Source organism: bacterium (assembly GCA_031082185.1).
GTDB lineage: Bacteria > Sysuimicrobiota > Sysuimicrobiia > Sysuimicrobiales > Humicultoraceae > VGFA01.
The window spans coordinates 84,556-97,463 of sequence record JAVHLI010000005.1; the positions used below are offsets into that span (position 1 = coordinate 84,556).

Here is a 12,908-nt window from a genome sequence, read left to right on the forward strand (position 1 = left end):
AAGCGTCAGATCAGGCCACCCCCACGGCGCGGGCGGCCCGCGCGAACGCCTCCAGCGCCCGATCCAGATGCTCCCTGGTGTGCTCTGCGGTCACGATCGTGCGCACCCGCGCGCGGCCTCGAGGCACGGTCGGATGGACGATCCCCACCGCGAAAACACCCTCTTCGAACAACCGGTCGGAGAACTGGAGGGCGCGCAGCTCATCCCCAACGATAACCGGTGTGATCGGCGTTTCGCTTATCCCGATATCGAACCCCGACCCACGCAGGCCTTCCTTGAAGTACCGGGCGTTCTCCCATAACCGGGATATCAGTTCAGGGCACCGCTGCACCAGCCGCACGCCGGCCAGGGCAGAGGCGGCCACCGACGGGGGGTGCGAGGTGGAAAAGAGCAGGGGCCGGGCGCGGTGCATCAGCAGATCCACGAGATTCCGGCTGCCGGCCACGTAGCCCCCGAGGCCGGCGAACGCCTTGGAGAGCGTGCCCACCTGGATGTGCACCCGACCGTGCAGATCAAAATGGTCCACGGTGCCGCGGCCGTCTCGTCCCAGCACGCCGCTGGCGTGGGCGTCGTCCACCATCATGATGGCGCCGAACTCCTCGGCGGCCTCAACCAGCGCCCGCAGCGGCGCGATGTCACCGTCCATGCTGAACACGCCGTCTGTAATAAGGAGCACCCGGCGGGCGCCGCGGCACTCATCCAACATGTGGCGCGCGGCCCCGACGTCCCCGTGTGGGAAGACCTTCTTGTCCGCGCCGGAGAGCCGGCAGCCGTCAATGATGCTGGCGTGATTCAGCTCGTCGCTCACCACCACATCCTCCCGGCCCAGCAGCGCGGCAACGGTGCCGGCGTTGGCCGTGAAACCGGACTGGAAGAGCAGCGCGGCCTCGGTGTGCTTGAAGGCGGCCAGTTCCGCTTCCAGTTGCTGGTGGATCGCCATGTTGCCCGCGATGGTTCGTACCGCGCCAGACCCCACGCCGGTGGTGGCGATGGCCTCCAGAGCTGCAGCCTTCAGGGCAGGATGGTTGGCCAGACCCAGGTAGTTGTTGGAGGCCAGGTTGATGAGCTCGCGCCCGTCGTAACGCGCGACCGCGGACTGTGCGCCCTCAAGGAGCCGGGGCCAGCGCCACAGACCCTTCGAGCGGAGCTCCTGAAGCTCGCTGTCCACAAACGCAAGGGGATGTCCCGGGTCAGCGCTCAATGGTCAATATCACCTTCCCCGCCGCTCCCGACTCCAACCGCTCGAAGGCCTCTTCAAACCGTTCCAGCGGAAGTCGGTCGGTGATGATGGGCCTGATGTCCAGCCCCTGGCGGAGCATCGCGCTCATCTGCTCCCAGGTCTGCCACATCAGGCGACCAAAGATACCCTTCAAACGTACCTCCTTGAAGATCACCAGGTTGACCAGGTCCAGCTCGACCGGCGCTCCGGGCAGGCCCAGCAGCCCCACCCAACCGCCGCCCCGCACCGCCTGCAGCGCATCCCGGATGCCGGACGGGTGGCCCGACATCTCCAAGACCGCATCGGCACCGCTGCCGCCGGTCCGCTCGCGGACGCGCTCGGCGACGCCGCCATCGCGCGCGTCCAGCACCAGATCGGCGCCCATCCTGCGGGCCAGTGCCAGGCGGCTCTCAGTAACGTCGGACGCGATCACCACCCCGGCGCCTGCCATCTTGCAGACGGGAATCGCCATCAGCCCTATGGGACCGCAGCCGGTTATGAGAACGGTCCGGCCGGCCAGCTCGGTCGCCATAGCCGTATGGACCGCGTTACCGAGCGGATCCATTATCGCGGCCACTTCGAATGGGATCCCTGGATCCAGTGGCCAGGCGTTGCCGGCCGGCAGCACCACGTACTCTGCGAACGCTCCGTCGCAATCGATCCCGATGATCTCGAGCCGCTGACAGATGTGCGGCTGGCCTCCGAGGCAAAGGGCGCAGCACCCGCAGGCGACGTGGCACTCGCCCGCCACCCGATCGCCTGCCTTGACGGTGTTCACGTCCTCGCCGGTCGCCACGACCGTGCCGCAGAACTCGTGCCCTATCACGCGAGGGGGCCGAATGCGCGACTGCGCCCAGGGGTCCCACTTGTAGATGTGCAGGTCGGTGCCGCAGATGCCGGCAGCGGCAACCCGAATCAGTACCTGGCCCGGGCCGGGGGCCGGGACCGGTAGTTCTACGAGTTCGCAGCCTGGCCCGGGTTTCGTCTTGACCAACGCTCGCATTACTCAATGACTTCGACACGACGCGCACACCACTCCTGCGTGGGACGGCAGGAGGGCTCCCGGCACCGCGGCGAAGGAAGGCGCACAAACGCCCCCCCTTGGAGGCCGACATGAAGTATCTGTTACACCCGCTGGCAGTCCACTTCCCCGTGGCCCTCTGGCTCACGAGCGCCCTGCTCGACCTGCTCTACGTTCGCACGAGGGACCTCTTCCACTTCCGCGCCGCGCGGGGACTCATAGGATTGGGGCTGTTGGGAGCATTGGTCTCGGTCGCCACAGGCTTCGCGGACGCGCTGCCGCTCGTAGCAGAGGGCGTAGGACAAGTCTTCGTGGACCGCCACAGGGTTCACCAGGTCTTCGCCTATCTTGCGACGCTGCTGTACACCGTCAGCTTCCTGATCCGCTGGCGGCGGCCGAGCGTGGGAGGCGCCGTCGTTGCCGCGCTGATGGTGGCAGGCGCCGTGCTCATCGCGGTAACGGGGTGGCTTGGGGGCGAGCTCCGGCTGGCAATGTGAGGGGCCTCCAGAAGGGCACCTCTAGCCCCCCAGATATGCCCTCCGGACCTCCTCGTTGGCCTGCAGGTCGGACGAAGAACCCTGCAGCACTACCTCGCCGGTTTGGAGCACGTACCCGCGGCCGGCGACCGACAGCGCCATGAAGGCGTTCTGCTCCACGAGCAGAATCGTGGTTCCCGAAGCGTTGATCTCCTTGATGGAGTCGTAGATCAGGTCCACCAGCACCGGCGCCAACCCCATGGACGGCTCGTCCAGCAGCAGGACCTTGGGTCGGGTCATTAGCCCCCGTCCGATAGCCAGCATCTGCTGCTCGCCGCCTGATAGGGTTCCTGCCACCTGGGCGCGGCGCTCTCTGAGGCGGGGGAACATTCCAAACACCCTCTCGAGATCCTGCCCTATGCCGTTCCTGTCGGTGCGCGTGAACGCGCCCATCTCCAAGTTCTCCGTTACGGTCAGGCGGCCGAAGATCCTACGGCCCTCGGGTACGTGGACAACGCCCTTGGCTACGATCTCGTGCGGGCTCATTGCGCTCAGGGCTTCGCCGGCCAGCGTTATCCGCCCGCCGCGGGGACGCAGCAACCCGCTGATCGTCTTCAGCGTGGTGCTCTTCCCGGCGCCGTTGGCGCCGATCAGCGTGACGATCTCGCCGGGGTCCACCTTCAGGGAGATGCCCTTGAGGGCGTGGATGTTCCCGTAGTAGACGTGCAGGTCTTCAACTTCCAGAAGCGCCATGGAGGCCCCCGCCCGGTCGGATCAGTGGGTCGCGTACGCGCCGATCTTGCGCGTGCCCAAATACGCCTCTATCACCCGCGGGTCGTTCTGCACTTCCTGCGGGGTTCCCTCCGCGATCTTGGTGCCGTAGTCGAGCACGGTTACGATCTCGGAAATACCCATTACCACGCGCATCTGGTGCTCGATCAGCAGGATGGTTATGCCTTTCTCGTCGCGCAGGCGCCGGATGAAGGTCATCATCTCCATGGTCTCGCGCGGGTTCATGCCTGCCGTCGGCTCGTCAAGCAGCAGCAACACCGGCCGGCTGGCCAGCGCACGGGCCACCTCGAGGCGCCGCTGATCGCCATAGGGGAGGTTCTTGGCCAGGAAATCGCCCTTGCCCCTGAGCCCAACGAACTGCAGGAGGTCGCGGGCTGCCGCTGTGGACTCCTGGTCTTCCTGCCGGGTGTAGGCGGTGTTCAGAACGGCCCCGACCCATGTCGATCGCAGATGCGTATGCATCCCCACCAGGATGTTCTCCAGGCCGGTCATGTTTGCGAAGAGCCGGATGTTCTGGTAGGTGCGGGCGATGCCCAGCCGGGCGATGCGGTCCGTGGACAGCCCGTCAATGGCCACGCCCTGGAAGATCATCTCTCCCTCTTCCTGCCTGTAGAAACCGGTCACGCAGTTGAAGTAGGTGGTCTTGCCCGCCCCGTTGGGCCCGATGATGCTGTGGATGGATTGCTCCCTCACCTGCAGGTCCAGCCGGTTGAGTGCAACCAGGCCACCGAAGCGTTTGGTCAGACCACGCGAGGCCAAAATGGACATGCTACACACCACCCCGGAGCCCGGAGGCGGCACCGGCCTCTTCGGAGGCATGCAACTCGCGCTTCACCGCCTCCGCCGGCCACAACCCCTCCGGCCGGAGCTGCATCATCAAGACGAGGGCCGCCCCATAGATCAGGAACCGATACTCGGCAAACTCGCGAAGCAGCTCGGGTAGCCCGACAAGGAAGAGCGAACCCACGATGACCCCGGGCATGCTCCCCATCCCTCCTACGATGATAAGAGACAGCACGTTGATCGAGATGAGCAGCTGGAAGCTGTGCGGAAAGACCGAGCCTAACATTACCGCGAAGATCGCGCCGCTCAGGCCGCCGAAAGCAGCACCCATCGCGAAGGCCATCAGCTTGACGTTCACCAGGTTGATCCCCATGGCCTCGGCCACGTCCTCGTCCTCGCGCACCGCCATCCAGGCCCGCCCAAGGCGCGAGTCGCGCAGCCGCATGGCGACGAAGATGACCAGGGCGCAACTGGCAAGGGTCAGGTAGAAGAGCTGCTCGGGACCCCGGAACTCAAACCCGCCTATCATCGGCTTGGGGATGCCGAGCACTCCCTGGGATCCTCCCAGCCACGGCCGCAGGAAGTCGGACAGAACCAGGATCCGGATGATCTCACCGAATCCCAGGGTGGCGATGGCCAGGTAGTCTCCGCGGATTCCCAGCACCGGAACGCCCAGCAGCACGCCGGCGACCAGGGAGACGGCCACCGCGACGGGCACGGCCGCCCAGAACGAGAGCCCCACGATACCGTATTCCCCCACCGAGGTCAGCAGGCCCACGGTGTAGGCGCCGATAGCGAAGAACGCGACGTAGCCTAGGTCGAGCAGGCCGGCAAAGCCCACCACGATGTTGAGCCCCAGCCCCAGCAGGGCGAAGAGCCCCACGAGCACAAGCACCTGGGAGATAAATGGCCCCGCGGCCAACGGCACAAGCAGAAGCAAGGCCACGGCGCCGCCCAGCGAACCCAGGCGCAGTACACGCTGCTGCGGTGCACTCAGCCGCCCATGCCACTGCCGCACGGCACCGCCCCGGCGGGCCCACACGGTGCTCGAACCCCAGGACAGGGCAAACACGATTGTCGCGCCGCGTATCGAGAGTCCGTCTTCGATGAACAGCAGCTCCCGAACCGCGGACCGGGCGCCCTCCGCGTGCAAGAGAATCTGCAGCAGTTCCTGGAAGAGACCGACGCCCAGGGTCCATGACAGGGCAGTGACCAGCGGTCGGCGAACGCCGGCGGACAGAAACGAGGCAGCCGCCCCGACCGCCCCCACCGCGGCAGCGCCCAGCAGGACAAGGGGAATCCCGGAGGTACCCCGGCCGAACGACAGCGCCGCGAACATCGCGGGCGAGGCGCTAACGAACATACTCCGCATGTTGACCAGGCCGCCCAGCACGACGAGCGCGGACACAACCGCCCCTACCGCCGCCCCGGCCAGGGCGCCGCGCACCAGGGGCGCACCGTGTGCGCCGCCCGCCTGGCCCGCCGCGCCCTGGTACCCCGCCACGACGGCGGTGAGAACCGGTAGCGCAAGGCCGAGCGAGAACACTCCCACGATGAGCTGTCGCCCTGCGAAAGTCTCGACCATGCCCACGAGGGCGAGAAAGACGGCCACTCCTCCCCAGAGCAGGCCCTTCTGGACTGCCACAATCCAGGGTCGCCGGTATCTGCTCACCGGTGCGCGCTCCATCCCGGCTATGCCTTCTTGACCACGAGGCGCTCGCCCATGATTCCCGACGGCCGAAAGATCAGGACCATGACCAGCATGGTGAAGGCGATCACGTCCTTGAGCTGATAGGGCGCCACGATCCCAAGCCCGTCGAGGAACAGGATCGGCCCGACCGACTCAAACAGGCCTAGGAACAGCCCGCCGAGCATCGCGCCCGGTATGTTGCCGATGCCGCCCAGCACAGCGGCGGTGAACGCCTTGATGCCGGGAATGAAGCCCATGAAGAAGTGTACCTGCTTGAAGACCAGCGCGTACAGGAAACCCGCCGCCCCGGCCATTGAGGCTCCCACGGCAAAGGCGATCACGATCGCGCGGTCCACGTCAATGCCCATCAGCGCCGCCGCTTCCCTGTCCTCGGAAACCGCCCGCATCGCGGTTCCGGTCTTGGTGCGCATCACGAATGCGTAGAGGCCCAACATCATCAGCACGGCCGCCACGATCACCACGGCCTGCGTCCGCAGGATGTTGATGCCCGCGATGGCCCAGGTACCCTTGAGGACCTGGGTCTCGGGATAAGCCTGGAACCCGGAGCCAAAGAAGCCGCGGAACGCGTACTGGAGGAAGAACGACGCCCCGATCGCCGCGATAAGCGGCACGAGGCGCGGCGAACCTCGCAGCGGCCGGTACGCAACGCGCTCCAGCAGCAGCGCGATCGCCGTCGAGGTGATCATCGCCACTGCCAGAACCACCAGAAGGCTCACCACGGGATTCCGATCCAGGTAGCCGGACCGCCCAAAGGCCGCGGCCACGAAGTAGCCCGTGTACGCCCCGCTCATGAAGACCTCGCCGTGGGCGAAGTTGATCATTCGGAGGATGCCGTACACCATCGTGTACCCAAGGGCGATCAGGGCATAGATGCTCCCCTGGGACAGCCCATACACCACGAAGTCAATCCAGACCTCGCCCGGGTACCTTCGAGCCATGATCGTGCCGATCGTCCCCCAGACCACCACCGCGAGGACCACGATCCGAAAGGCCCACAGGTAGAGGTCAACGACCGTGAACCTCCGCATCAGACTGCTCTGCACGCTCGCCTCCCAGTTGAACAGGGGGAATGAGCCAGATGGAATCTTCAGGCTCATCCCCCCACGTTGATTCGTTGGTTACAGATAGCCTCCGCCGACTACGGGTAGATCTTCTTCGGATTCTTCCCTGGATCCCACTTCGCCGTGTCAGCCGACAGGGTCTGGTAGACGGCGATCTTAGGATCTGCGCAGTCGCCGTACTTGTCGCAGGTCAGGGTGCCGGTCAGACCCTTGAAGTTCTTGGTCGCGAAGAGCGCGTCGCGCAGCGCCTTTCGCCCGATGTAAGTGTTGCCCGCCGAGTCCTTCTTGGCCACCTTCTCGATGGCGGCAAAGATCATCAAGGCGGCGTCGTAGGAGTGGGCATGGAACGGCGCGAGCGGCTTCTCCCCGTACTTCTTCTGGTGCTTCTCCTGGAACACCTTGTAGGCCGGCCCCAGGGCCTCAGGGGAAAGGTCAGGGCTCGTGTGGTACACGCCCACCGCCGCCTCTCCGGCGGCCTTCATGAAGTCCGGTGAGAACATCCCGTCGGCGCCCATCAGCTTGACGTTCGCCAGGCCGGAGACCTCCTTCGCCTGGCGGGTAATGTGGCCGCCGGCAGAGATGAAGATGGGGTAGTAGATGACTTCGGGCTTGCCTGCGGCGATCTTGGTCAGCATCGGCTTCATGTCAGTGTCGGTGGGCCCGACGGCTTCCTGCGCGGTGATGGTGCCGCCGAGCTTCTTGAACACCTCTGCGAAGACGCCCTGCAGCCCTTCGGCGTACGGGCTTCCGTCGTGAACCGTTGCGGCCTTCTTGAGCTTGAGAACCTTGTAGGCGAACTCCGCGGCCACCCGGCCCTGCACCTTGTCGTTGTGGGCGGTGCGCAGGTACCCATCGTAGGTCGGGCCCCTGTCAGGAGCAGTAAGTTTGGGCGCGGTGTTGGAGGGTGACACCGTGACGATCCCGGCCTTCCAGAGAATGGGAGCCCCGGGCACTGCCTCGCTGGAGCAGTTGGAACCAATCGCGGCCACGATCGCTTTGTTGGCGGCCAGCTTGGTCGCTGCGGTTTGGCCACCCTCTGCGTTGCAGCCGGTGTCCTCACCGATCAGCTTGATGGGATGGCCCAGCAGCTTGCCGCCCTTGTCGGCGATGGCGATCTCGGCGCCGCGCCGGGTGTCAATGCCGAGGCTGGCGTCTGGGCCGGCGACGACCATCCAGTAGGCGATGGTGAGCGCTGCGCCCTTGGCGATCTTCACCACGCCGACCGGGTCCGTAACGGGTCCAACCGTCGCCGCAGGAGCCGCCGGAACAAAGTACGGGCCGCCTGCGACCATCAGGGCAACAACGAGAGCAATCGGAATCCTCATGCGCTTCATCCTCTCTCTCCCTCCCTTGGCTTGGGATCTGCAATCCTCCGCGTCTTCCGAGCCGAAGTGGGTAACGTTTCGCCGTCGTGGGCGCGGGTTCCTCCTCCTAGCCCCTGAGCAGGTTGCGTAGTATGAACGCGAGGTTTGCGGGGCGCTCGGCCATGCGCCGCATCAGATACGGGTACCAGTGGGTGCCGTAGGGAACGTAGATCCGCACCCGGTGCCCCCCGCGGTGAAGCCGCTCCTGAAGATCCCGGCGGATGCCGTAGATAAACTGGAACTCACATCGATCCCGCGGGATGCCTTCCTTCTCCACCTGGGAAACGGCCGCCTGGATCAACCGCTCGTCGTGGGTGGCGATGGCATGGCTGACGGAATCGCGCAACAGTCGTTGTTGGATCCTGATAAAGTTGGCGTCCACGTCACGCTTGTGGGGATAGGCAACCGTGGGTGGCTCGGCGTAGGCCCCCTTGCACAGTCGGATAGGGATACCCAGTTTCAGCAGACGATCAACGTCGTCTTCGCTCCGGTAGAGGTACGCCTGGATGACCGCGCCCAGCGCGTCGTATCCCTCCGCCTTGAGTCGCGTGATGATTTCAAGGGTCCGGTCAATGTAGGGTGAGTGCTCCATGTCAACGCGCACGAACCGCCCGTCCGCTCGGGTCGCCTCGAGCAACCGGCGCAGGTTGTCCGCGGCCAGGTCGGTATCGAGGTCAAGGCCGAGCTGGGTGAGCTTGACCGAGATGTAGCAGTCCACGGGACGGCCGCGCAGCCGGGTTGCGGCCTCCGCGTAGACGTCGGTCGCCGCCCGGGCCTCCTGAGGCGAAGTGGTCTTCTCCCCCAGCAGGTTGAGCGAGAGGGAGTACCCCTCCGCGGCCAGCCGGTCCACGACCCCCAGCGCCTCGTCCAGCGTCTCGCCTGCCACGAACCTCCGCGCGGCGCGGCGCGCCATCCGCTGCCTAAGGACGAACGCGTGGACGCGCTCGTTCTCGGAGAGCGCAAGCAGTAACTGTCGGATCATAGGCCCGCCCTTTAGGGATAGATTCCGCGGATGAGCACTGCCTGGGCCACGCGGTCAATGGCCTTTATCAACGCCGCGGTCCGCAGGTCAACGCCCCGGCTCTCGGCAATCTGCTCCACGGCCTCGAAGCTGCGGACCATGATCCTGTCCATGTTGGCGTTGACTTCTTCCTCGGTCCAAAAGAACTGCTGCAGCCCCTGGACCCACTCGAAGTACGACACGATCACCCCGCCGGCGTTGGCGAGGATGTCGGGGATGACCTTGATCCCGCGCTCGGCCAGCACCGCGTCCCCGCCTGGGGTAACCGGGCCGTTGGCCGCCTCCACGATCACGCGCGCCCTAACGCGCGCCGCGTTGTCCGCGGTGATCTGCCCTTCAGTGGCCGCTGGGACCAGCATATCAGTGGGGAGTTCAAGCAGCTCCGCGTTGCTGATGGTTTCTGCTCCGGGGAACCCGGCCACGGTGCCTGCCTGTTTCTTGTGTTCCACGAGTCGGGCATGGTCTAGCCCGTTAGGGTTGAACACCCCGCCCTGCTTGTCGCTTGTCGCGATGATCCGGCAGCCCTGCTGGGCCAGCAGCGCTGATACTACCGAACCGACCTTCCCAAACCCCTGAATGGCCACGGTCGCGCCCTCAATGCTCATGCCGAGACGCCGTGTCGCCTCTCGGGCGGCGATGGCCACCGAGCGGCCGGGGGCTTCCAGCCTGCCATACGATCCGCCGATAGCGATCGGCTTGCCCGTCACCACAGCCGGCGTGGAGTAGCCCCGGTGCATGCTGTAGGTGTCCATAATCCAGGCCATAACCTGCGGGGTCGTTCCCATGTCCGGGGCCGGGATGTCCGACTCCGGGCCCATCAGGATGGATATCTCGGTGGCGTACCGCCGCGTCAGGTGCTCCAGCTCCCTCGGAGACAGCAATTTGGGGTTGACCACCACTCCGCCTTTGGCTCCTCCAAAGGGCAGGCCGACCACGGCGCACTTCCAGGACATCAGCATCGCCAGCGCCCTTATCTGGCTGAGCGTGATGCCCTGGTCGTACCGGATGCCGCCCTTGCTGGGACCGAGCACCGTGCTGTGGTGCACTCGGTAGCCGGCGAAGATGCGCACGGACCCGTCGTCCATCTTCACCGGAAAGTTCACGGCCAGTTCGCGCTTGGGAAACGCTAGGAATTCGCGGACTCCCCTCTTCAACGGCAGGTGGTCGGCGGCGCGGTTGAACTGCTGGAGCACCGCACCCCACAGATCCTCGTTCGGTAGCGTCACCGTGCCCTGCGTGTTCATGTATCCCCTCCCCTTCTCAGTCGGCCCCGGGACGGGCATCGCAGCCCGTCCCGTCATCAACGGGTGAGTGCCGATACCGGCACAAGCACAATGCCGGCGCGGTCGAACTCGGGCAGCATCTCCGCCATCACGCGCGGGGTAAGGCGCTGAGCGTGCGCGATGGCAACCGCCTCGCCGTGGCGGAGGGCGGTCTCGATCAGACGCCGGATCTCGCGGCGGATTGCCGCGGGATCGTTCTCGTTGTCCAGGAACACGGTTCGGACGGCGCTCCGGATACCGGCCTCTGCCGCGACCGATCCGACCACCGAGTGGATGGTGGTCTTGCTGTCCAGGAAGAAGAGATCGCGCTCCCGGGCCACCTCCATGACCGCGCGCATTACGCGCCGGTCGGCCGTCGCTCGCGATCCCATGTGGTTGCTCACGCCGGTGGCTCCTGGGACCGACGCCAGTCCGGCACGCACCGCTGCCTGGATCTCGGCCTCGCCCATCGTCACCGTCACCCCGCCCGGACCCAGCGCCTTGGTACCATCCATGGGTTCCAGTGGAAGATGCAGGATCACCTCCAAGCCCGCAGCTTGGGCCCTCTGGGAAACCTCGGCGGAGTACCGCAGGCCTGGAAGCACGGCCACGGTCACCGGTCGCCCAATGGCAATGATCTCTTCCACGTCGGCCAGAGCCCCGCCTGCATCGTCGAAGACAATTGCCACCCGGACAGACGGGGCGGCCGGGTGGGTCGGCGCAGGCGTCGGAAGCCGACCGGGCCGGATCGGCGGCGGCGGAACTGAAGGCGGAGTCCGAACCGCGGGAGGGGTCGGAGTCTCACCGGGCGGGGCCGGCCGCCGTTCACAGGCCACCCACCATCCTGCCGCGATCCCCAGAAACAGGATGGCTGCGGCCCACCAGGCCTTTCGCAGGACGCCCCCGGACCGTCCCCGCTTCTGCCGCCGTGCGGATGGTGCCATCTAGCGTCGCTGTGCCGCGCGCTGCTTGAGCACTTCTATTCCTCGCCGAAGTTGCTGTGCCTGGATCCGATTCACCTCAGCTTCCGTCTTGCCCTCGAGGCGATCTCCCGCGGCCACGCCGGGCGGAATCCCCTTGCCGTGAATGTCCTGGCCCGCCGGGGTGAGGTACTTGGCTGTTGTGACGGCCGCGGCTCCACCCCCGGTAAGGGGAAACAGGGTCTGGATCACGCCCTTGCCAAATGTCCGCTGGCCCACCAGGACAGCGCCTGCGGAATCGCGCAGCGCCCCGGCCAGAATCTCGGATGCGCTGGCCGTGAACTCGTTGACCAACACGACAACGGGCAGCGTCAACTTGGCGCCCGGGCCTGCTCGGTCCGTCTTTCGGCGGCCGTCCCGGTCAACGATGTGCACGACGGGCCGGCCGTCCGCCACGAACCGGTCCGCGACCTGCGTGGCCGCACCCAGGAGCCCGCCGCCGTTACTCCGCAGATCGAGGATCAGCCCGCGGGCCCCCTCCGTCATCACTCGATCGAGAGCTGAGCCGACCTCCTTCGGCGTCTGCTCGTTGAAGGTGAGCACGCGCACATAGCCCAGGCGGGCGTCCGAGAGGTCCTTCTGCACCGCCGGTTCGAGGGTTCCAGGTCCCTGCGCGGTGACGATCTGCACGCGGGCGCGCGTAATCTCAACGTCGTTGGTCTGGCCCGCGCGGCCCATCCGCAGCGTTACCTTGGTCCCGGCCGGCCCGCGGATGCGGGTCACCGCTTCCTGCAGCGCCATTCCATCCGTGGGCACCTGGTTGATGCGCAGGATGCGGTCTCCGGCCCGGAGACCTGCCCGGTGGGCAGGCGTGCCCTCGATCGGCTGGACAACGATCAGATGCCGGTCCCGGATGTCTATGAAGATCCCTACTCCAAAGAAGTACCCCTGCGCGTCCTGCGAGAATTCCTTGAAGACCCGGGCGTCCATGTAGCGCGTGTAGGGATCCCCCAGCGCATCGAGCATGCCTCTTGCGGCGCCGTCAAAGAGCCTAGAGGCCTCAGGGACTGGGGTCAGGAACTCCCTTCGAACCTGCACGAGCAGTTCACGCAGTAGTGCAAACCCCTGGTCGTCGGCCGACCGCGCCACCACCGCGCGCTGCCCTATCCCGTAACCGGCCAGAAACACGCCGGCTGCCAGTACCACCACCAGAAGCGCGCCGGTCAACCTACCCCGAATCACCACAGTCCACCGCCTTTCCGCGGAGTATCACCAGCT

The 12,908-nt window shown here is 66.1% G+C and carries 12 protein-coding genes; 1 reads left to right on the forward strand and 11 read right to left on the reverse strand.

Annotated features, from left to right (window positions below):
- Nucleotides 1-10: 10 nt before the first annotated feature.
- Both RDU83_06550 and tdh read right to left on the reverse strand, forming a co-directional pair.
- Nucleotides 11-1,201, reverse strand: a complete 1,191-nt coding sequence (locus tag RDU83_06550) for a glycine C-acetyltransferase (protein ID MDQ7840672.1) — start codon at nucleotides 1,199-1,201, stop codon at nucleotides 11-13.
- Complete coding sequence (gene tdh / locus RDU83_06555; GenBank protein ID MDQ7840673.1) at nucleotides 1,191-2,222, reverse strand: L-threonine 3-dehydrogenase; 1,032 nt, start codon at nucleotides 2,220-2,222, stop codon at nucleotides 1,191-1,193. The genes RDU83_06550 and tdh overlap by 11 nt, the downstream gene beginning before the upstream one ends.
- A 110-nt stretch (nucleotides 2,223-2,332) precedes the next feature.
- Between tdh and RDU83_06560 the strand changes: the two genes are divergently transcribed.
- On the forward strand, nucleotides 2,333-2,737 hold the full coding sequence (locus tag RDU83_06560) for a DUF2231 domain-containing protein (protein ID MDQ7840674.1): 405 nt from the start codon (nucleotides 2,333-2,335) through the stop codon (nucleotides 2,735-2,737).
- A 21-nt stretch (nucleotides 2,738-2,758) separates the two neighbouring features.
- Here the strand turns inward: RDU83_06560 and RDU83_06565 are convergent, their stop codons facing one another.
- The 9 genes from RDU83_06565 to RDU83_06605 form a co-directional block, all read right to left on the reverse strand.
- Nucleotides 2,759-3,469 (reverse strand): ABC transporter ATP-binding protein, encoded by a 711-nt coding sequence (locus tag RDU83_06565; GenBank protein MDQ7840675.1) that lies wholly within the window; start codon nucleotides 3,467-3,469, stop codon nucleotides 2,759-2,761.
- 21 nt (nucleotides 3,470-3,490) lie between these two features.
- Nucleotides 3,491-4,276, reverse strand: a complete 786-nt coding sequence (locus tag RDU83_06570) for an ABC transporter ATP-binding protein (protein MDQ7840676.1) — start codon at nucleotides 4,274-4,276, stop codon at nucleotides 3,491-3,493.
- Nucleotide 4,277: 1 nt separating this feature from the next.
- Complete coding sequence (locus RDU83_06575) at nucleotides 4,278-5,963, reverse strand: hypothetical protein (protein MDQ7840677.1); 1,686 nt, start codon at nucleotides 5,961-5,963, stop codon at nucleotides 4,278-4,280.
- Between the two features lie 20 nt (nucleotides 5,964-5,983).
- Nucleotides 5,984-7,099 (reverse strand): branched-chain amino acid ABC transporter permease, encoded by a 1,116-nt coding sequence (locus RDU83_06580; GenBank protein ID MDQ7840678.1) that lies wholly within the window; start codon nucleotides 7,097-7,099, stop codon nucleotides 5,984-5,986.
- Between the two features lie 41 nt (nucleotides 7,100-7,140).
- Entirely contained in the window at nucleotides 7,141-8,388 is a 1,248-nt protein-coding gene (locus tag RDU83_06585) for a branched-chain amino acid ABC transporter substrate-binding protein (protein MDQ7840679.1), read from the reverse strand.
- Between the two features lie 106 nt (nucleotides 8,389-8,494).
- The gene (locus RDU83_06590; GenBank protein MDQ7840680.1) at nucleotides 8,495-9,409 is read right to left on the reverse strand and encodes a proline dehydrogenase family protein; all 915 of its coding nucleotides are present in this window, start codon (nucleotides 9,407-9,409) and stop codon (nucleotides 8,495-8,497) included.
- An 11-nt stretch (nucleotides 9,410-9,420) separates the two neighbouring features.
- Entirely contained in the window at nucleotides 9,421-10,692 is a 1,272-nt protein-coding gene (locus RDU83_06595) for a Glu/Leu/Phe/Val dehydrogenase (protein MDQ7840681.1), read from the reverse strand.
- A gap of 56 nt (nucleotides 10,693-10,748) precedes the next feature.
- Nucleotides 10,749-11,654 (reverse strand): divergent polysaccharide deacetylase family protein, encoded by a 906-nt coding sequence (locus tag RDU83_06600; protein MDQ7840682.1) that lies wholly within the window; start codon nucleotides 11,652-11,654, stop codon nucleotides 10,749-10,751.
- Nucleotides 11,655-12,872, reverse strand: coding sequence for a S41 family peptidase (locus RDU83_06605; protein MDQ7840683.1), 1,218 nt, complete (start codon nucleotides 12,870-12,872; stop codon nucleotides 11,655-11,657).
- Nucleotides 12,873-12,908: the final 36 nt, after the last annotated feature.

Excerpts from the sequence above, each read along its gene's own strand:
- RDU83_06580 (MDQ7840678.1), bottom strand. The coding sequence starts at position 7,099 with ATGAGCCTGAAGATTCCATCTGGCTCATTCCCCCTGTTCAACTGGGAG.
- RDU83_06590 (MDQ7840680.1), bottom strand. The coding sequence starts at position 9,409 with ATGATCCGACAGTTACTGCTTGCGCTCTCCGAGAACGAGCGCGTCCAC.
- RDU83_06585 (MDQ7840679.1), bottom strand. The coding sequence starts at position 8,388 with ATGAGGATTCCGATTGCTCTCGTTGTTGCCCTGATGGTCGCAGGCGGC.
- RDU83_06565 (MDQ7840675.1), bottom strand. The coding sequence starts at position 3,469 with ATGGCGCTTCTGGAAGTTGAAGACCTGCACGTCTACTACGGGAACATC.
- RDU83_06560 (MDQ7840674.1), top strand. The coding sequence starts at position 2,333 with ATGAAGTATCTGTTACACCCGCTGGCAGTCCACTTCCCCGTGGCCCTC.
- RDU83_06595 (MDQ7840681.1), bottom strand. The coding sequence starts at position 10,692 with ATGAACACGCAGGGCACGGTGACGCTACCGAACGAGGATCTGTGGGGT.
- tdh (MDQ7840673.1), bottom strand. The coding sequence starts at position 2,222 with ATGCGAGCGTTGGTCAAGACGAAACCCGGGCCAGGCTGCGAACTCGTA.
- RDU83_06600 (MDQ7840682.1), bottom strand. The coding sequence starts at position 11,654 with ATGGCACCATCCGCACGGCGGCAGAAGCGGGGACGGTCCGGGGGCGTC.
- RDU83_06570 (MDQ7840676.1), bottom strand. The coding sequence starts at position 4,276 with ATGTCCATTTTGGCCTCGCGTGGTCTGACCAAACGCTTCGGTGGCCTG.